Below are 18,899 nucleotides of genomic sequence, written 5' to 3' on the forward strand. Positions count from 1 at the left end.
AGGCTCCGACCCGCCGGAAGGTGAACTGCCGGAAAGCTTCGGCCTGTGGGGTGCTCAGCTCTTCTGCTGGGCGCCCTTCGGGAGGGCGCTGCCCTTCTTCCACTCGGTCCAGTTGAGCTGCCAGTAGCTCCAGCCGTTGCGCCAGTCGAGCTTGCGCTTGGTGCCAGTGATCTTGACGACGTCACCGCGCTGGGCGATGCCGTAGAACCATTTGGCGCCGGCTGGGGTGGCGCGGACGCAGCCGTGACTCTGGTTAGAACGGCCTAGAAACTGGTAGTAGCCGGCGCTCTGGTGCACATACTCGCCGCTGTCGGAAATGCGTACCGCCCACGGGATCTCCTCCTTGTAGTACTGAGGGTCCTTGGGGTCGGTGACGCCCATCCACGCCGAGGTCATGGTCTCCAGCGGCTTCTTGTTCATCGTGAGGTGGGTGCCGCTGGTGGTCAGGTAGACGTCCACGCCGTTCTTGACCATGCCGCCGCGGCCCGCGCTGATGGGGATCGACTTGACGAGCTTGCCGTCGCGCCGGACCTTCATCACGTGGCTGCGGGTGTTCACCACCGAGATGTTGGAGTAGCCGACGGCGAAGCGCCGGCTGACGTCCTTGGTCGCCTCGTTGCCGGGCAGCTGGCTGAGGCGGGCGGTGAACTGCACCTTCTGGTGCGGACGCCAGTACGTCTTGGTGCGGTAGACGACCTTGCGGTCGGTCACCCAGCGCCAGGCGCCGTCGACCGGCCGGTCCGCCTGCACCTGCAGGACGGCCTCGGCCGCCGCCCTGTCGGTCACCTTGCGGTCGAACGTCACGATGATGGGGAAGCCGACGCCCACCTTCTCCTTGGCTTCACCCTCGGGGGTGATGTCGGCGATCTCCAGTACGGCCTTCTTCGCCGCGACCTTCTGTACCGAGCTCTTCGGTACGGCCTTCCTCGGCACGGCGGCGCCGGCTGCGTGCACTGGGGTGGTGGCGGCGGCCTGAGCCACAGCCACCGGGGCCGGCGTTCCTTCCGTGCTACAGGCCGCCACCGTGGTGATCAGGGCGGCCAGAGCCAGCATCCGGGGGAGGGGTTTCAAGGGTTTACTCCAGGACTATGTACTACGCATCAGGCGTCTCATAAGTGAGACAACCAAAAGATGCCATACGTGGACGCCTGGCTATAACGATCATGTAACGCCTATCGGGGTCCTGGTTTGCGGCCCCCGGCTCAGTCGTTGAGCTTGGTGGTGATCTTGCTTGCGGGCGGCGACTTGATCGAGACCTTGGTGCCCCAGCCGGTGTAGCGGGTCTCGGTCGTGACCGCCTTGTCCTCCCACCAGGAGATGTCCAGGAAGTCCGTGGCCTGCCACGAGGTGGTCAACCGGCTCGGAAGCCCCTTGCCGTCGACCTTGAGGGCGTACGTGACGGTGGCCTCGGTGTTGGAGCGCATCGGGATCGAGCTGCTGAACCAGGGGGAGATCTTGAAGAGCTGGGTGAAGGTGATCTGGCCGCGGTAGGTGGACCCGCTGAGCTTGCCGTTCTTCACCAGGGCGGCGAGCGTCGCGGGCTCGGCCGGGCTCACCACCTGGCCGAACCAGCTGCTCATGGTGGTGAGGTTCATCTTGCTATACGTCTTGAACCAGGTCTTGCCCTTCGGCATGTCCTCGCTCAGGGTGCCGCCCGACACCCACGCGACGTCACCGATCGCGATGGTCCGCTCGGGCGTGGTGTTGTGCCCGTCGTACAGCGGACTGGGGAACTTCCCGGTGATGTCCCAGCCGGTGATCCCCTTCTTGCCGAACTGGATGCTGCCGGTGCGCCGGACCAGCGGATCCTTGTTGGCGGCGCCGACGAACGCGCTGGCGTCGGTGAAACGGACCCCGTGTCCGGCCACGAGCTGCGCCTTTAACGCCGCGACGGGGTTCTTCGGCGCCGCTTGAGCGGGGGCGGACGAGACGAGTACGGCGACGCCGGCCGTGAGTGCGGTGATCATGAGTTTCATGAAGCGACATCCTGCCCACAAATGATCACGACCGCACCTCATTACCCGCGCGGGAAGGCCATGATCACCTGAGTCGGCGCGAATGGCGCCGGGCTCGGCGGGAGACCCAATAGGGTGCCGGGATGCGGGTACTGATTTCGGGTGGGGCGGGGTTCATCGGGAGCACGGTCGCGTCGGCGTGCCTGGACGCGGGGATCACGCCGGTGATTCTCGACAACCTGGTCACGGGGCGGCGGGAGTTCGCCGAGGGCCGGACCTTCTACGAGGGCGATATCGCCGACGGGGCGCTGGTCGACAAGATATTCGCCGAGCAGCCCGACATCGAGGCGGTCATTCATTGCGCCGCGCTGATCGTGGTGCCGGATTCGGTGGCCGATCCGGTCGGCTACTACCGGGCGAATGTCACCAAGAGCCTGGAGTTCGTGGATCACCTGCTGCGCAACGGGTGCGAGCGGATGATTTTCAGCTCCTCGGCGTCGATCTACCGTACGAGGGACGACCATACGGTCGACGAGCGGTCGCCGCTCGACCCGCAGAGCCCCTACGCGCGGACCAAGGCGGTCTGCGAGGCGATGTTCGCCGACATCGCGGCGACCCGGCCGATCAACGTGCTGTCCCTGCGCTATTTCAATCCGATCGGGGCGGATCCCGCGATGCGCACCGGGTTGCAGCTGCGGCGGCCGAGCCACGCGCTGGGCAAGATGATCGGCGCGTACGAGGAAGGCGTGCCCTTCCAGATCACCGGCACCGACTACTCCACCCGTGACGGCTCCGGGATCCGCGACTACGTCCACGTCTGGGATCTGGCGGCGGCGCACGTGGCCGCCTTGCGGCGCTTCGACGAGTTGTCCGGCGTGGAATCGGTCATCAACCTGGGCACCGGCTCGGGGACGACCGTGCGTGAGCTGGTCGACGCGTTCAACCGGGTGGTGACGCGGCCGGTCGAGGTGGTCGAGACCGAGCGGCGGCCCGGCGACGTGGCAGGCGCCTACACGCGCAGCGACCTCGCGCACCGGCTGCTGGAGTGGCGGCCGCGCTACTCGATCGAGGACGGGATCAGGCACTCGCTCGAATGGGCCGCCGTACGGGACACACGCCTCGCCGAATGAGTTCGCGATCGGCGGCGAGACTCCCGGCTGCTCGTACGGGTCCAGGAGGGACGGCCGGGGTCGATGCGGGTGTGGCTCGAGGTGCCCGACGCCCGCGCGGCGGCGAAGGAGCTGGGAGGGGCGGCGTTCGAGGTCTTCACCGGATGGACGGTGGAGATCGCCGACCCGTGGGGGAACGTCATCGGCCTGACCGACTACGTCAAGCAACCCCGTCTGTCCCGCCTGGCGACGGGAGAGACGGGAGAGGCGTGAGCCCGGCTGTCTCACGGTGGAGCTGAGGGCGAGCCGGTCGGTCCTACGGTGGAGCCGAGCGTGAGCCCGGCTCCTGCGAGAGAGCCGAGCGTGAGCTCGGTTCTCTCGGGCTGAAGCCGTACAGCGGTGCGCTGGTTACTTCGCGATCCTGCTGAGCGGAAGCGTCAGCGACGGAATCTCGTCCGTGCTGTCCGTGCCGTCCTTGAGCTCGTCCGTCACCTGGTCGGCCGGCGGCGCGGTGATCTTCACCGCGTTGCCCCAGCCGCTGTACAGGGTCTCGACGCTGAGGGCCGACTCGTCGTCCATGTTCGCGGAGAGCGCGGCCAGCGGCATCGTCGTGACCAGCCGGGAAGGCAGGCCCTTGGCGTCGACGGTGAGCTTCCAGGACAGGGCGATCTTCGACGTCTTCTTGCTGGCCGTGCCGAGCAGGAGGTTGCCGCGGAAGGACGGGGAGATCCTGCGCAGCTCACCCACGGTGATCTTGCCCGCGTAGCCGCCCTTGGCCGGCTTGGCGCTCTTGAACAGGGTCTTGAGCGTGGCCGACTCGGTGAGGTTGAGCGGCTGGCCGTAGACGCCGCTCAGGCCGGAGAACGGGATGTTGCGCATCCTGACCCAGGTCTTGTCCGCGGGCAGCAGGTCCACCCAGAGCCCGCCGGACAGGTAGGACGTCTTGCCGATCGTGATCGTCCGCTCGGGCCTGGACAGGGCCTTGAGGGTCTTGTCCTCGTCGCTGCCCGGTCCCATCATCTTGACATTGAACTTGCCGGTGATGTCCGACGCGGCGACGCCCGTCTTGCTGAACTGGTACGCGCCCGACCGGCGGGTGATGATGCCCCGCATCCGGCCCTGAATGGCGGTGGTGCGCTCGCTGAACTTCACACCCTTGCCGGCGACGAACTGCTTCTTCACCGCGGCGACCGGGTCCTTGGCGGCCGGTGCCGCCTGTGCCGGCCCGGCAGCCATGAGTGTGGCGGCCGACGCTAAAGCCAGCCCCGTGATGATGCGCTTCATATCAATGCCCTCGTCTCTTGATTTACGGAAGCGGAAGGATCCTGCCAAACGAAGATCACGACGATATCTCAACCGATTGTCCGCAGCGAGGAAAATATGTGGATTTTTCGTGCAGAAGGGCCCCGACACGGTCGGGGCCCTTTGTTGAAATTTCTGACTATGGGGTGTTTCCATCGTCGTCAGGCGGAACGCTGACGTAGTTCCTGTCGATGGCGGTCGGCGGTTCGGGGGCCTTCTTCGCCAGGTCCTTGATGTCCTCGACCTGGTCGGCAGGAGGCGCGGTCACGTTCACCGCGGTGCCCCACTCGGTGTATCGGCTTTCGGTCGTAGCGTTGAGGGTGATCTTCTTGGTGACCTTCATGGACCACGAGATGGCCAGCCGCTTCACCAGTTTCTGCGCGTCGAGCGTCAGGCGCCAGGAGATCACGGATTTGCCGGGCTTGCCGGTCGGCTTCACCACGATCTGCTCGCGGAACGTCGGCGACAGCTTGTACAGCTCGGCGAAAGTGACCGAGCCGCGATACTGGGCGCCGCTTACCGACTTCTTCGTGGCCAGCAGGTATTTGAGCGTCGCCGGTTCGAAGACGTTGATGAGCTGGTCGCCATAAGCGGCCGAGGACGGGCTGCCGTTCATGCCGACCCAGCTCTTGTTCTCGGGTACCAGCGTGCTGTACAGCCCGCCGTTGACGTACATGCGCTTGCCCACGCTGACGAGGTAGATCCGCTCGGTGAGCAGCTCGACGGAGTCGGCGATGGAGGCGTCCTTCGCCGCCAGCTTCTTCAGCCGCGCCCGTTCCTCCGGTGTGAGGATCGGAGTACGGGTGTTCTCGGCGCCCGCGATGCCCTTGGCGTCGAAACCGATCACGCCCTGCCTGTCGGCCTGGGTGTAGGACTCATCGCCGACCTTGATGCTGGTCCGCTCGGCGAACTTGACTCCTTGCCCCGCGACGAACTGCTTCTTCAGCGCCGCCACCGGGTCCGCCGGCTTGGCCTGCGCGTACGCGGGAGCGGCCACGGCCAGCGCGGAAACTGCCACCGCGCCGGCGATCCATCGCCTCATAGATGTGGGTGCCCTTCTTCAGATGTCCCGAAATATCGTGCTGAAGTGAGATCACTGTCACATAACGGGATAACTGAGACCCGATGACCTGGTCAGGTCAAGCTTGGGGCTAGGCTTCACTGGCGGAAACGCCCGGCACGCACGCACGGGGTGGCCCGGGCCGTCGAATCATTCAGTCGGACAAGCGTCGAACATCAGTCGGATAAGCAAGGACGGACCCTCGTGGACCTGTTCGAACATCAGGCGAAGGAGCTCTTCGCTGACTACGGCATCCCGGTGCCACGCGGCATCGTCGCTCACACCGTGGAGGAGGTGCGGGCGGCGGCTGAGCAGCTGACCGGCCGCGTCGTCGTCAAGGCCCAGGTGAAGACCGGAGGCCGCGGCAAGGCCGGTGGCGTGAAGGTGGCAGACGACGCCGCCGACGCCGTTGACAAGGCCAACGCCATTCTGGGCATGGACATCAAGGGCCACACGGTCCACAAGGTGCTCGTGGAGGAGGCCAGCGCGATCGCGGAGGAGTACTACTTCTCCTTCCTGCTCGACCGCGCGAACCGTACCTTCCTCGCGATCTGCTCCGCCGCGGGCGGCATGGAGATCGAAGAGGTCGCGCACACCGCGCCCGACAAGGTGGCCAAGATCCCGGTCTCCGCGCTGGACGGCATCGACCGCGCCAGGGCGCGGGAGATCGCGGCCGCGGGCGGGCTGCCCGAGAAGGCGCTCGACGGCGCCGCCGAGCTCATCGAGAAGCTCTGGTGCGCGTTCGTCGACGAGGACGCCACGCTGGTCGAGGTCAACCCGATGATCCTGTCGGCTGACGGCCAGGTGAAGGCGCTCGACGGCAAGGTCACGCTCGACGACAACGCCGCGTTCCGCCAGCCGGAGCACGAGGCGTACGCCGACAAGAACGCCGAGGACCCCCTTGAGGCCAAGGCCAAGGCGAAGGACCTCAACTACGTCAAGCTCGACGGTGACGTGGGCATCATCGGCAACGGCGCGGGCCTGGTCATGTCGACCCTCGACGTGGTCGCCTACGCCGGCGAGGCGTTCCCCGGCAAGCCGTCGCCCGCCAACTTCCTCGACATCGGCGGTGGCGCCTCTGCCGAGGTCATGGCCGCGGGCCTGGAGATCATCCTCTCCGACCCGGCGGTGAAGTCGATCTTCGTGAACGTCTTCGGCGGCATCACCTCCTGCGACGCCGTGGCCAACGGCATCGTCTCGGCCTTCAAGCTGCTGGAGAGCCGCGGCGAAGCGGTGACCCACCCGCTGGTGGTCCGGCTCGACGGCAACAACGCCCTGCTCGGGCGGCAGATCCTGGCCGACGCCGCACTCCCGCGCGTCGAGCTGGTCGACACGATGGACGACGCGGCCAAGCGGGCCGCCGAGCTCGCTGCGGTAGGTGCGTAACACATGGCTATCTGGCTGACCGAGAACAGCAAGATCATCGTTCAGGGCATGACCGGCGGTGAGGGCACCAAGCACACCCGCCGCATGCTCGCCTCCGGCGCCCGCGTGGTCGGTGGCGTCAACGCCCGCAAGGCGGGCACGACGCACGAGGGCCTGCCGGTGTTCGGCACGGTGAAGGAGGCCATGGAGCAGACGGGCGCCGACGTGTCGGTCGCCTTCGTGCCCCCGGCCTTCACCAAGGACGCCGTCAAGGAGGCCATCGACGCGGAGATCCCGCTCTGCGTGGTGATCACCGAGGGCGTGCCGGTCCACGACTCGACCGAGTTCTGGGCGTACGCGATCGCCAAGGGCAACAAGACCCGCATCATCGGCCCGAACTGCCCCGGCATCGCCTCGCCCGGCGCCTCCAACGCCGGCATCATCCCCGCCGACATCACCACGGCCGGTCGTATCGGCCTGGTGTCCAAGTCGGGCACGCTGACGTACCAGCTCATGTACGAGCTGCGCGACTTCGGCTTCTCGACCGCGGTGGGCATCGGCGGTGACCCGGTCATCGGTACGACGCACATCGACGCGCTCCAGGCCTTCCAGGACGACCCGGGCACCGACGCGATCGTGATGATCGGTGAGATCGGCGGCGACGCCGAGGAGCGGGCCGCGGCCTACATCGAGCAGCACGTCACCAAGCCCGTGGTGGCCTACGTCGCGGGCTTCACCGCCCCGGAGGGTAAGACGATGGGCCACGCCGGCGCCATCGTCTCCGGCTCCGCCGGCACCGCGCAGGCGAAGAAGGAGGCCCTCGAAAAGGTGGGCGTCCGCGTCGGCAAGACTCCGTCCGAGACCGCGCGCCTCATGCGCGAGATCATGCAGTCGCGCTGATTTCCGGCTGAAGAACGCCCCGCCCGTTTCGTGGCGGGGCGTCTTTTTTGTGCCGAGCCGGTAGGTGGTGTCCTCTGTGAAACCGCGGAGACCCCCAAAGAGGGCGAAAAATGGGAGAGGGAAAGCATCCCGCGCGGCGCGTCAACCAAGCGTTGGTTGGTAAAGCTTGAGAAAATAACTACTTGTGACGGCGCTCCTCGAATCGGTACTAGGTCGGCTGCCCGGCGTCTCGAGTGATGACGACGAGACGCGCCGGCCGCTGCCCGTGTCCGGGATGCTCGCCGCCGCCATCACGCTGGGCGTCGGCCTGGCCGTACTCACCACGCTGACCCTGGTCGGGTGGATCGCCGCGCCGCGCGGCGCGCTGGGCGCGGGACTGCCGGGCGTGTTCCGTACGGCGGCGCAGGTGTGGCTGGCCGCCCACCACGCCGGGTTCGCGATCCCCGGCGGCAAGGTGGGGCTGCTCCCGCTCGGCCTGACGATCCTGCCCGCCGTGCTGCTCTACCGCGCCGGGCGGTGGATGGCGCGCGACGCCGACCTGCGGCTGCGGCTGCCCGCGCGGCTGCCCAAGAACAGCCCGCGCGAGCAGGCCAACGCGCGCCGCCGGGCCCAGCTCGTCCTGGTCGCGCAGGCCGGGGTCTCCCTGGCCGCCCCCTACGCCCTGCTCGCCGGGCTCATCGCGCTCGTCGCCCGCAACGACATCACCCAGCCGTTCATCGGCGAGGCGCTGGTCAGCCACTTCGTGCTGGCGTTCTTCGCGGGGGCGCTGGCCACGGCGCGGACGATCGGCCCGTGGCGGGCGATGCTGCGCCTGCTGCCCGAGCGGGTGCGCGCCCTGACCGTCGGCACGGCCGTCGCCACGACGGTGCTACTCGTCGCCGGGCTCGCCCTCGTGCTGACCGCCTTGATCGTGAACTTCGGCCAGGTACGCGAGCTGTCCAACGTGCTCGCGCCCGGGTTCGTGGGCGGCGTGCTGCTCCTGCTGGTCCAGGTCCTCTACCTGCTCAACACCGTCATCTGGGCCGCCTCCTACATCGCTGGACCGGGCTTCGCCGTCGGCGCCGACACCCTGGTCGCGCCCACGGGCGTGCAACTGGGCACGGTGCCGAGCCTGCCGCTGCTCGGCGCGCTGCCCGAGAGCGGTCCCGTGCCGGGCTGGACGATGGCGGTGATCGCGCTGCCGTTCGCCGCCGGGACCGTGGCCGGCATCGTGGTGGCCAGGATGGCGCCGTCGCCTTCGTACGAGGCCGCGCCGCTGTGGGGGTTCTTCACCGGGATCACCACCGGGCTGGTCGCCGCGCTGCTCGCCGCGCTGTCCGGCGGCCCCATCGGCGGCGGGCGGCTGGCCACGGTCGGGCCGTCGCCGTGGGAGGTGGCGCTGTCGGTGGGCCTGGAGGTGGGCGTCGCCGCCGGCATCTCCGCGGGCGTGGCCAACGTGCTCCTGCTCAACCGGCGGGCCCGCGCGCCGCTCGACAAGGCCGCGGTTCCGGTACGCAAGGCGGGCGCCGCGATCGCCAGGGCGGCGAGCAAGGTCGGCCTGGCCGAAGCCGACGCCCGGCCCCTGCCCGGCCACTGGATGGACGCCACCGAGGCCGACACCCAGGCCATCCCGGTCATTCGCGACGACTGGCAGGACGAGCACGCCTCGGCCACGGCGGAGACGCTGGCCCAGGCCCTGCCGGTGCTGCCGGAGCGGGACCGGCCGCCGCGTACGGACATCGTCGACGAGTCGGACGACCGGGGCGGCCATGTCATCTACGTCGACCCGTATGCCTGGGACCGCGATTAGGGCGGTGACCCGGGTGGTCTGTTCACGCGTCCGTCTCGATCCATGTGACGGTCCGTGGTGGCTGGGGTCCTTGTGGAGGCAACCCCCTTCGGGGGAGGAGAAGTAAACGGTCTGTTGTGGTCCGGGTCCCTGGGGAGGGAGATCCCCCTCCGGCTACGGCTGCACCGCGCCCAGGAGTTCGAGCACGTCCGGCGGGAGCTTCTTCTGGGCCGCGTCCCTGAACTGGGTGAAGCACTCGCCCTGCGACGAGACGGTGCCCGCGCCCTTCAGGCAGTTCTGGTAGGCGGAGTATTCGTCCATCAGATAGAGCTGCATCGCCGTGGCCAAGGCCGACAGCGTGAGGGCGATCGAGGAGATGGCGATGCCGCCCACCGCGATGCCCGGCGGCTTGCCCGCGCTCTTCAGCTGGGGCAGCGCGCGAATGCCCGCCATCAGCGCGAACACCGCCATGACCAGCCCCGCCAGCGGCAGCATGAACGTCATGGCCAGCGCCGCGATGGCCAACCAGATGGCTCGGCGGCCCGCGGAATCCGCGGGCTGCTGACCCGCCGGTGCCTGCACCGGTGTCGACACCTGACCTCCTCTGCGTCGCCGGACGAAGAGCGGATACGCTTGCAACCCCACCCCGGTTTTCTCATTGGAGTGCGCGTGTCAAAGGCTGGGCGGCTCGTCGTCCTCGTCTCCGGCTCTGGAACAAACCTACAGGCCCTACTGGACGCTTCGGCCGACCCGTCCTACGGCGCCCGCGTGGTGGCCGTTGGTGCGGACAGAGACGGCATCGAGGGATTGGCTCGGGCATCGCGGGCTGACGTCCCTACTTTCGTCGAAAAACTGGGTGATTACGAGAAGCGGTCGGAGTGGAATATCGCGCTCGCGGACCGGATCGCCTCCTACGAGCCCGACCTGGTGGTGTCGGCGGGCTTCATGAAGATCATCGGCGCCTCGACGCTCGACGCGTTCCCGGTGCTCAACACCCATCCCGCGCTGCTGCCCTCCTTCCCGGGTGCGCACGGGGTGCGTGACGCGCTCGCCCACGGGGTCAAGGTGACGGGCTGCACGGTCATGCTGGCCGACTCCGGCGTCGACAGCGGGCCGATCGTCGCCCAGGAGGCCGTGGCCGTCCTGCCGGGCGACGACGAGGAGGTCCTGCACGAGCGCATCAAGACCGTCGAGCGCCGCCTGCTCGTCGAGATCGTCGGCCGGATGGTCCGTGAGGGCTGGACGGTCAGCGGACGGACCGTCCTCATCGGCAACCAACCAGAGGTCGGCGGACGGACCGTCCGCATCGGTAACCAACCAGAAGGGGAATCGAAGTGACTCGCATCGCCATCCGGCGCGCGCTGATCGCGGTGTACGACAAGTCCGGGCTGGAGGAGCTGGCCAGGGCTCTCGACGGCGCGGGGGTGGAGATCGTGTCAACGGGCGGCACCGCCGCCGCCATCGCCTCCTACGGCATCCCCGTCACCAAGGTCGAGCAGCTGACCGGGTTCCCCGAGTGCCTCGACGGCCGGGTCAAGACGCTCCACCCGCGCGTACACGCCGGGCTGCTGGCCGACCTCACCAAGCCGCACCACGTGGCCCAGCTCGACGAGCTGGAGATCGACCCGTTCCAGCTGGTGGTGGTCAACCTCTACCCGTTCGAGCAGACGGTGGCCTCGGGCGCGTCCGACGAGGAGTGCGTCGAGCAGATCGACATCGGCGGGCCCGCGATGATCCGCGGCGCCGCCAAGAACCACAGCTCCTGCGCCGTCGTGGTCGACCCGCGCTTCTACGGCGACGTGGTGGGCGCGCTCGGCGAGGGCGGCTTCACGCTGACCGAACGCCGGCGGCTGGCGGGCATCGCCTACGCCCACACGGCCTCGTACGACGTGGCCGTGGCGTCCTGGTTCGCCAACGCCTACAAGGTCGACGACGACTGGCCCTCGTTCATGGGCGCCACCTGGAAGCGCAAGTCCACCCTGCGCTACGGGGAGAACCCGCACCAGTCCGCCGCCCTCTACACCGGCGGCCTCGACGGCTTGGCCAATGCCGAGCAGGTGCACGGCAAGGAGATGTCGTACAACAACTACCTCGACGCCGACGCGGCCTGGCGGGCGGCCTGGGACTTCGCCGAGCCCTGCGTCGCGATCATCAAGCACCAGAACCCGTGTGGCATCGCCATCGGCTCCGACGTCGCCGACGCGCATCGCAAGGCGCACGCGTGTGACCCGGTCTCGGCCTACGGGGGCGTCATCGCGGTCAACGGGGCTGTCACGGCCGAGCTGGCCCGGCAGATCGCCGAGGTGTTCACCGAGGTCGTCGTCGCGCCGTCCTACGAGCCCGAGGCGCTGGCCGTACTGACGCAGAAGAAGAACGTCCGCCTGCTGATCTGTCCCTCGGGCCCGGCCAACCCGGCCGAGTTCCGCCGGATCGACGGCGGCCTGCTCGTCCAGCGGACCGACCGGGTCGACGCGCCCGGTGACGCGCCGGAGCACTGGCAGCTCAAGGCGGGCGAGCCGGTCTCCGAAGCCATGCTGGCCGACCTGGCGTTCGCGTGGCGGGCCTGCCGCTCGGTCAAGTCCAACGCCATCCTGCTGGCGTCCGGCGGGGCGACCGTGGGCGTCGGGATGGGGCAGGTCAACCGGGTCGACTCGTGCCGCCTGGCGGTGAGCCGCGCCGACGCGCGGGCCAAGGGGTCGGTGGCGGCCTCGGACGCGTTCTTCCCGTTCCCCGACGGGCTGGAGGTGCTGATCGAGGCGGGCGTCAAGGCGGTCGTGGAGCCCGGCGGATCCGTACGCGACCAACTGGTCATCGAGGCGGCGGAGAAGGCGGGCGTGGCGCTTTACTTCACGGGGACACGCCACTTCTTCCACTGACGGTCCAGGGTAAAAGGGCGGTACGAAGCCGCCCTTTTGCGCACAAGCATAAGTAATGTCCGGTTACGCTGTGGGCCTTGCCGCTCGTCCGCTCTCCGGGAGTACTCCTTATGGCGCCGCTCGACTCGGTTCTGTATGCCTTCGTGACCATGAACGGGATCGCCACCAGTCCGGTCATGTTGGTGGTGCTCGCCTTCCTCGGGGCCTTCCTCGGAGCGCGCGTCGTGGAGGTCATCCCGTTCACCCGCCGCATCATCGAGCGGCGCGCGGCGGCCCAGACCGCCGAGCGCGAGTAGCCCACCGGCCGCCTGAGCGTCTCAGGCGGCCGTACCTGAACGTCTCAGGCAGAGGTCCGTACCTGAGCGTCTCAGGCGACCGTGTACCTGAACGCCTCAGGCGACCGTACGGGACTGGCTCCAGGCGAGCTTCGCGGCTCCGGCGAGGCCGGCCCGTACTCCCAGAGTGGTCGGCTCCACCTTCACCGCCCTGACGAACGCCAACCCGGCCACGTCGTCCAGCGCCCTCGCCAACGGGTCGAACAGGACCGGTCCCGCCGCTGAGACGCCGCCGCCGATGACCACCTTGGTGAGCTCGATCGCGGCCGCGGTCGAGGCGATCATGCCGGCGAGTGCCCTGGCACCCCGTTCGAACGCCGCCACCGCCACGGGATCCCCCGCTGCCGCGTCTTGCGCCAGCGCCCGCGCGTCGGCCGCGCCGTTCCGCACGTCGGGTGCGCCGTTCCGTGAGCCGGCTGTGCCGTCCAGGCCGTTGGCCGGGCCGTCCAGCCCGTCAGTCCGGCCTGGGGTCCAGCCGTTGGCCAGCGCCCAGCGGGCCAGGTTCGGGCCGCTGGAGTAGTGCTCGACGCAGCCGCGTCCGCCGCACTCGCAGCGCTCGCCGTACGGGTCGATGGTCATGTGACCGACATGTCCGGCATTTCCGTTGGGGCCCAGCAGCGGGACGCCGTCGATCACCAGCCCGCCGCCGATCCCGGTGGACACCACGATCCCGAGCAGCGCCGAACTTCCCCGCCCCGCGCCCAGCCAGTGCTCCCCGAGCGCCATGCACTGCGCGTCACCCGCCAGCATGGTCGGCAGGCCGGTCAGCGCGCGGACCTCGTCACGCAGCGGGAAGCCGCGCCAGCTGGGCATGTTGACGGGGCTGACGGTACCGGCGGCCAGGTCCAGCGGTCCGGCGCAGCCGATCCCGACCGCCTCCGGTGCGGGGCCGCCCCCGGTCACCTCCTCGATCAGAGCCGCCAGAGCGACCATGACGTCCGTACGCGGCGTGGGCCGGGTCGCGGAACGCAGCATGGAACCCGCCTCGTCCACCAGCGCGGCGGCGAGCTTGGTTCCCCCGATGTCGATGGCGAGTACGCGGGCCATCAGTGCTTGTGGTGGTTGTCGGGCTGGCGGGGATCGCCAGGATGTTCCAGTCCGGGCACGAGTTCGACCTTGGCGGCCCGCGACTCGTCGAGCCACCGCGCGAACATCCGCCGCCGCGCGGCTTCCCGCCGCGAGACCGCTCCGGGGGAGGGGGCCGGGGTAGGCGCCGGGTGGGCCACCGCAACGTGCCAACCCAGGGCGTCCTCGACCGGCCCGACGAGCATCCCGTACGGCCGGCGCGGGATGGCGTCGGCGATCGCCGCGGGCAGGGAGCCCAGCGTCACCGGCCCCAGCTGTTCCAGATCGTCGGCCGTGGCAGCGGCCGCCTCGGCACGGTCGGCGAACACCCGATGGCGTACGACATGCCAGGCCACTCCCTGTGCCGTACCTGGCGCCGCCTCCTGTGCCGTCGTCGGCGACCGCCACTCCGGCGGTACCTCGACTGTGGCCGTCAGGTGCTCGAACAGCGCGCGGACCCACGGGCTCCCGTTGTACGCGGAGGCGTTGATCGACCCCAGCTCCACGGCGGCCAGCGGGTCCAGCCGCCCGACCTCCACCGGCGACAGCCCGCGAGCCGTGGCCTCGTCCTCGCACAGCGCCTCGGTGAGGATCACCTGCGTCAGCCACCTGGCCAGCTGCCGGTCCTCGGAACTGCCCGGCAGAGGCAGCGCCGCACTGAGCGGGCTGTCGCGCAGCTCGCGAACCCGCCGATCCAGCGGCTCACGAGAGATCGGCCGCCCACCGACCCAGCCGATCACCGCGCCTATGCCAGGCGCGGTGGCCGCACCGGTTGCGGCGGGCCGCTCCCGCACGGGACCGTCGGGCACGGTGGCCGCCCCGGTCGTCGCGGGTCGCTCTCGTGCGGGTATGCCTGCCCCGGTCGCGGTGGGCCGTTCCCGTACGGGATCGTCCGCCGTATCGGTGAGAGCGTGGTTCATCGGGTGACCTCCAAGCGGACGGCGGGGGCGTACTGGCAGCGGCCGTACCACATGACCTTGGCCAGTGCCCAGAAGTGCCCGGCCGCCATGTCGTACGGCACCTCCACGGGGAACGACACGTCGACAGTCTCGCCCGGTGCCACGGTGAAGCCCTGGATGACCGTGGGCAGGAGCTCCCACGAGCCCCATGGGGCCGCGAGCTGGGACTCGCCGTGGATCTCGTCCGAGGTGGTGTTCGCCAGCCGTACGACGAGGGACGTGCGGTCGCCGGGGCGGAGGGAGAGCGACTCCGTGAGGGCGGTGACGGAGAGGCCGGTCGCGCGGCCCTCGGTGGCCTGGGTTCCGTTGAACGCGTCCCTCATCTTCGGGACGGCGCCCTCGACGGGCAGTTCGGGCACCTCGCCCAGCGCGACGGTGGCGACGTCCTCCACCAGCTGGCCGCCCACCGAGGTGCGGGCCGAGACGAAGTACAGGCCCTGGCCGGGGGCGGGTGTGACGGTGACGGGGAAGCGGAGATGACCGCCGGGTTCGAGGCGGAAGGCGCGCTGGGCGGGCGTGGCGCTCCAGCCGTCCGGGACGCGGAGATCCACCACGCCTTCGTGCGGCGCGTCGACGAGATGGGACGACACCACGACCGACACCTCGATGGGCCCCTGTGAGGCCGCGACGGGTGTGACGAGACCGGGCGTGACGGCGATCGACACCGGGAGATAGCCGAGTGGCGCGGGCCCCTTGTTGTGCAGCCAGTAGCGGCTGTAGACGGGCTGGGCCTGTTCGGCCGTGGCGCCCAGGTCGGGGCGCGGGGGCCGCGGCGGGGCGGGGGCGAGGTAGGTGGCGACCTCGGCCCCGGCCAGGTCGAGTGTGGTCACCGGGTCGCCGGGCCGTTCCAGCAGGTCGGCGCGGATGAGCCCGTCGAGGTCCAGAGCCGGCGACTCGATCGCGGCCCGCGAACCGAGCCCGGTCGACTCCACGAGCCGAATCGTGACGCCGTCGGCGGACGCCAGTCCGCCGGTGGCGGACTGGCCATCGGTGGGGGAGAGACCGTCGGCAGGGGACAGGCCGGGGGCAGGAGCCTGGCCGTGGGCGTGCGGGTTGCCGGTGGCCTTGATGGTGCCGAGCAGGACGTCCCGGGCGGGCTCCAGCCGCAGGAGCGAGTGCACCTGGGGCAACGTGCCGTCACCGGCCGGTGCGACCTCCCGCGCCAGCATCGGCGTGATGAACTCCTGTCCCGCCGCCGGCAGCCGCAACGCCCGCCAGTCGCCGTCCCCGCCGGCCAGCGCGTACGAGAACTCGTGCGTCCAGTGCTGCACCTGGAACCCCGCCCCATCAGGCCCGGTACGCCGAGGCGGATCCAGCCAGACCCCCGACGGCCACCCGGTACAGGACCGCATGAGCGACAGATGCAACGCCCCACCGGAATCCACCGCGAACCCCGGCAACCCGTACGTGAGCAGCGCGACCGTCCGGGACTCCAGCACCTCCTCGCCCACCGGGCACACGGCGGAGATCACGGCGTCCGCGAGATCGGCGACCAGCGCCTCCACCGGCCCGGCGACGATGAGCGCGGGCAGCGCGCGTACGTCACGCAGGTCGGCGCTGGGCTGCCACACCTCGGCCAGCGGCCGTTCGGCGGGTACCCAGACCAGCGGCGCTCCCGACTTGAGCGTGTCGAGGAAGGCCGGGTCGCTGCGGGAGAGGAGCTCGGCGGCCAGCGGGTTGGTGTCCGGGCCGCCCAGGATGATGCGTACGTCCGGCAGGTTCGAGTCGACGTCCAGCCAGCCGTACCGGGACCCGGAGGCGGACGAGGTCGTGGCGGTCACGCCCGCGCGGGCCAGCGCCACCACCAGCGAACGGGCCCCGGGCGCGTCCTCCAGAGTGGGCACCACCACCTCGGCGACCCCCAGCGCCCGCGCGCCCGCCTCGCCCAGGTCCACCCTGGCCGTGGCGGACAGTCCGAACCAGGTGTTGGCCGGGTTGTCCAGCGTCCACGGGTGCTCGGCGGTGTCGACCTCGGGCTGCGCGAACCCGCGCCCCACCACGGCGCCCGCGACGTCGGAGACCGGCAGCGCGCCCGCCACCTGCGCCGGGAAGCGGACCCGGAGCAGCCGGTCGGCGCCGGTGTAGTCGAGCACGCGGGTGGTGAACTCGACCCGGTCCGAACCCATCCACAGCGTGACGATCTGCTCGTAGGACACCTCGCCCACCTGGCCGGTGATGGTCAGGCGCTGCCCGAGGGGACTCTGCGAGGCGTGTACGGCCAGCGCGGCGGCCTCGCCGGAGCCGGTGGCGTGACCGGTCGGCAGCAGGTGCCACGGACCCTCGCCCATGTCGGGGTGCGTGGGGTACTCGTCGTACAGCCGCAACTCGTTCCCGAGCCCCGACAGCAGCTCGCGGCCCGAGGCGCGGTCGAACACCGACTCCAGGCCGCCGCCGCGCGCCGGATCGGCGACGACGCGCCACCGGTCGTTCGAGATGGCGGCCCCGGGCAGCGGCCGCCAGGTGTCGGCCGGCCCCTCGACGATCCGGTACGTCCGCCAGCCCATCGAGGGCACGTCCTTGGCCAGGAAGACCAGCGTGCCGTCCTCCTCGATCGCCGGGATCTCGCCTTCCACCCGCTCACCGGGCGCGAGCCGTACCCGAACCAGGCCGTCACGCGCGAACGGCAGCGTGTTGGTGACCACGACGCTGCGGCCGTCGAGCGAGATCTGGCCGAGCAGCGCGTCCAGCGCGCGGTCGCGGGCGTCGGCGGCCAGGTCGTGCGCCTCGCGCCAGCCCGTCAGCAGGTCGATGTAGACCTGGTCCGACTCGGAGCCGGTGATCCCGTCGTGGTGCGCGCCGTACGCCAGCTGCCGCCACACCTTGTCCAGCGCGGTGTGCGGGTAGCCGCCCAGCCCCAGCAGCGACGCGAACGCCGACAGCCGCTCGGCGTCGAGCGCCGCCACCTCGGCCGCGCGCTGGGCCTGCTTGGTGTCGATGTACGAGACGTCTTTGCCGGTGTAGATGGGGTTCATATCCCGGGTCTGCGGGCTAAATGCGGATATTTCCCCGCGCACCGCGTCGAGGAAGTCCCGCGGCGTGCCGCAGACGAACCGGGGCCAGACGTAACGGGCCGCCCAGGTCCGGTGGATGTCGGTGACCCACTTGTTCGGCGGGGTGTAGTCGGTGCCGACGGGCAGCAGGATGTTCCGGGTCGCGGCCACCGGCTTCAGCGAGCGGTAGAGCTCGTACGTCGCCCGCGTCGCCTCCTCCAGCGACGGCGAGGAGTCCATCCACCAGCCCGCCGAGTAGTGGGCGGGCATGTAGTGCGTCAGCACGCCCTGCCCCGACGGCGAGATCCACTCGAACTCGCTCGGGAACTGCATCAGGGAGGCGTCGTTCTTGGCCTCCCTGAAGTTCTTGCTGATCGGCCCCCACTGGTGGAACGGCCCCCGGGCCCACGCGCTGCCGGTCAGCCCGGCCGCCGCCAGGTAGCCGGGGAACTGCGGGTCGTGCCCGAACACGTCGAGCTGCCAGGCGGTACGCGGATCGCCGCCGAGGATGTCGCGCTGGTAGCCGATGCCGTACACGATGTTGCGGATGGTGCTCTCGGCGCCGGTCAGGTTGGTGTTCGGCTCGTTGTACGTCCCGCCGAGGAGCTCCACCCGGCCCTCGTCGAGCAGCGCGCGCAGGTCGGCCCGGCGCTCGGGGTGGGTGTCGAAGAACGGCTTGAGATAGTCGACCTCGGCCAGCACGAACCGGTAGTCGGGATCGCGCAACGCCAGCTCGATATGCGCCTCGACCAGCGCGAACGCGTTGTGCTCCCACAGCGGCCGGGTCGTTGCGTCGACCGAGAGCAGCTCCCAGGGGCTGGTGTAGGCGGCCTGCGTGTTCCACCAGACCGGGTCATAGTGGAAGTGCGACACCATGTACATCGTCCAGCCCGGCTCCTCGGCCGTCACCTCGACGTCGAGCGACGCCTCGCCGAAGGTGACGGTGCAGGGCACCACGCTCCCGTACGGCACGCTGACCTCCAGCGGCACCTCGACGGTGACCGGGCCCACCCCCGCCGGCACACTCACCGGCGCCGCGCAGGACACCCCGGGACCGCGAACGTCGAGCGGCGTCTCCTGCCCGCTCGGCTCCAGCGTGACCTTGAGCACCTGGTACGGCCGCTCGGCAGTGCCGACGAACAGGTCGGTCGACTCTGCGGACAGCAAGTGAGCAGGCAAGACGACTCCTTAAAGGAGATATGGGCGGCTTCGTCA

16 protein-coding genes are annotated in these 18,899 nt (G+C 69.8%); 8 read left to right on the top strand and 8 right to left on the bottom strand.

Features of this window, described 5'->3' with window-relative positions:
* Positions 1 to 54: 54 nt before the first annotated feature.
* Together AB0B61_RS13625 and AB0B61_RS13630 are read right to left on the bottom strand one after the other, a co-directional pair.
* On the bottom strand, positions 55 to 1,071 hold the full coding sequence (locus AB0B61_RS13625) for a L,D-transpeptidase (protein ID WP_358431586.1): 1,017 nt from the start codon (positions 1,069 to 1,071) through the stop codon (positions 55 to 57).
* A gap of 131 nt (positions 1,072 to 1,202) precedes the next feature.
* Positions 1,203 to 1,976, bottom strand: a complete 774-nt coding sequence (locus AB0B61_RS13630) for a hypothetical protein (RefSeq protein WP_358431588.1) — start codon at positions 1,974 to 1,976, stop codon at positions 1,203 to 1,205.
* Between the two features lie 122 nt (positions 1,977 to 2,098).
* Between AB0B61_RS13630 and galE the strand changes: the two genes are divergently transcribed.
* Together galE and AB0B61_RS13640 are read left to right on the top strand one after the other, a co-directional pair.
* A complete protein-coding gene (galE, locus tag AB0B61_RS13635) occupies positions 2,099 to 3,085 on the top strand; it encodes a UDP-glucose 4-epimerase GalE (protein WP_358431589.1) in 987 nt (328 codons plus the stop codon).
* A 63-nt stretch (positions 3,086 to 3,148) separates the two neighbouring features.
* Positions 3,149 to 3,337, top strand: coding sequence for a hypothetical protein (locus AB0B61_RS13640; protein WP_358431591.1), 189 nt, complete (start codon positions 3,149 to 3,151; stop codon positions 3,335 to 3,337).
* A gap of 135 nt (positions 3,338 to 3,472) precedes the next feature.
* Here the strand turns inward: AB0B61_RS13640 and AB0B61_RS13645 are convergent, their stop codons facing one another.
* Both AB0B61_RS13645 and AB0B61_RS13650 read right to left on the bottom strand, forming a co-directional pair.
* Positions 3,473 to 4,348, bottom strand: coding sequence for a hypothetical protein (locus AB0B61_RS13645; protein WP_358431592.1), 876 nt, complete (start codon positions 4,346 to 4,348; stop codon positions 3,473 to 3,475).
* 157 nt (positions 4,349 to 4,505) lie between these two features.
* On the bottom strand, positions 4,506 to 5,408 hold the full coding sequence (locus tag AB0B61_RS13650) for a hypothetical protein (protein WP_358431593.1): 903 nt from the start codon (positions 5,406 to 5,408) through the stop codon (positions 4,506 to 4,508).
* Positions 5,409 to 5,630: 222 nt separating this feature from the next.
* Here AB0B61_RS13650 and sucC point away from each other — a divergent pair, with 222 nt between their 5' ends.
* The 3 genes from sucC (at position 5,631) to AB0B61_RS13665 (ending at position 9,480) form a co-directional block, all read left to right on the top strand.
* Positions 5,631 to 6,812, top strand: a complete 1,182-nt coding sequence (sucC, locus tag AB0B61_RS13655; protein ID WP_358431595.1) for an ADP-forming succinate--CoA ligase subunit beta — start codon at positions 5,631 to 5,633, stop codon at positions 6,810 to 6,812.
* Positions 6,813 to 6,815: 3 nt separating this feature from the next.
* The gene (gene sucD / locus AB0B61_RS13660; RefSeq protein ID WP_219531323.1) at positions 6,816 to 7,691 is read left to right on the top strand and encodes a succinate--CoA ligase subunit alpha; all 876 of its coding nucleotides are present in this window, start codon (positions 6,816 to 6,818) and stop codon (positions 7,689 to 7,691) included.
* A gap of 184 nt (positions 7,692 to 7,875) precedes the next feature.
* A complete protein-coding gene (locus AB0B61_RS13665; protein WP_358431596.1) occupies positions 7,876 to 9,480 on the top strand; it encodes a DUF6350 family protein in 1,605 nt (534 codons plus the stop codon).
* A gap of 153 nt (positions 9,481 to 9,633) precedes the next feature.
* On the opposite strand, the gene AB0B61_RS13670 is transcribed toward AB0B61_RS13665, so the two are convergent.
* Complete coding sequence (locus AB0B61_RS13670; RefSeq protein ID WP_358431597.1) at positions 9,634 to 10,053, bottom strand: hypothetical protein; 420 nt, start codon at positions 10,051 to 10,053, stop codon at positions 9,634 to 9,636.
* Positions 10,054 to 10,128: 75 nt separating this feature from the next.
* Here AB0B61_RS13670 and purN point away from each other — a divergent pair, with 75 nt between their 5' ends.
* From purN to AB0B61_RS13685, 3 genes are all read left to right on the top strand, one after another.
* Positions 10,129 to 10,797 carry a phosphoribosylglycinamide formyltransferase gene (gene purN, locus AB0B61_RS13675; RefSeq protein WP_358431598.1) on the top strand — a complete coding sequence of 223 codons (669 nt, stop codon included), beginning with the start codon at positions 10,129 to 10,131 and terminating at the stop codon, positions 10,795 to 10,797.
* Positions 10,794 to 12,335: a bifunctional phosphoribosylaminoimidazolecarboxamide formyltransferase/IMP cyclohydrolase gene (gene purH, locus AB0B61_RS13680; RefSeq protein ID WP_358431599.1), complete on the top strand. Its 1,542-nt coding sequence runs from the start codon at positions 10,794 to 10,796 to the stop codon at positions 12,333 to 12,335. Before purN ends, purH begins: the two co-directional genes overlap by 4 nt.
* Positions 12,336 to 12,445: 110 nt before the next feature.
* Entirely contained in the window at positions 12,446 to 12,631 is a 186-nt protein-coding gene (locus AB0B61_RS13685) for a hypothetical protein (protein ID WP_358431600.1), read from the top strand.
* 96 nt (positions 12,632 to 12,727) lie between these two features.
* Here AB0B61_RS13685 and AB0B61_RS13690 read toward each other — a convergent pair whose 3' ends face one another.
* The 3 genes from AB0B61_RS13690 to AB0B61_RS13700 are packed head-to-tail and all read right to left on the bottom strand — an operon-like array spanning position 12,728 to position 18,863.
* Positions 12,728 to 13,717, bottom strand: a complete 990-nt coding sequence (locus tag AB0B61_RS13690; protein WP_358431601.1) for an ROK family protein — start codon at positions 13,715 to 13,717, stop codon at positions 12,728 to 12,730.
* Positions 13,717 to 14,655 (bottom strand): hypothetical protein, encoded by a 939-nt coding sequence (locus AB0B61_RS13695; protein ID WP_358431602.1) that lies wholly within the window; start codon positions 14,653 to 14,655, stop codon positions 13,717 to 13,719. Before AB0B61_RS13695 ends, AB0B61_RS13690 begins: the two co-directional genes overlap by 1 nt.
* Positions 14,652 to 18,863, bottom strand: a complete 4,212-nt coding sequence (locus tag AB0B61_RS13700) for a glycoside hydrolase family 38 C-terminal domain-containing protein (RefSeq protein ID WP_358431603.1) — start codon at positions 18,861 to 18,863, stop codon at positions 14,652 to 14,654. Before AB0B61_RS13700 ends, AB0B61_RS13695 begins: the two co-directional genes overlap by 4 nt.
* Positions 18,864 to 18,899: the final 36 nt, after the last annotated feature.

Origin of the sequence: Nonomuraea sp. NPDC049158, from assembly GCF_040648335.1 — a bacterium.
Classification (GTDB): domain Bacteria; phylum Actinomycetota; class Actinomycetes; order Streptosporangiales; family Streptosporangiaceae; genus Nonomuraea.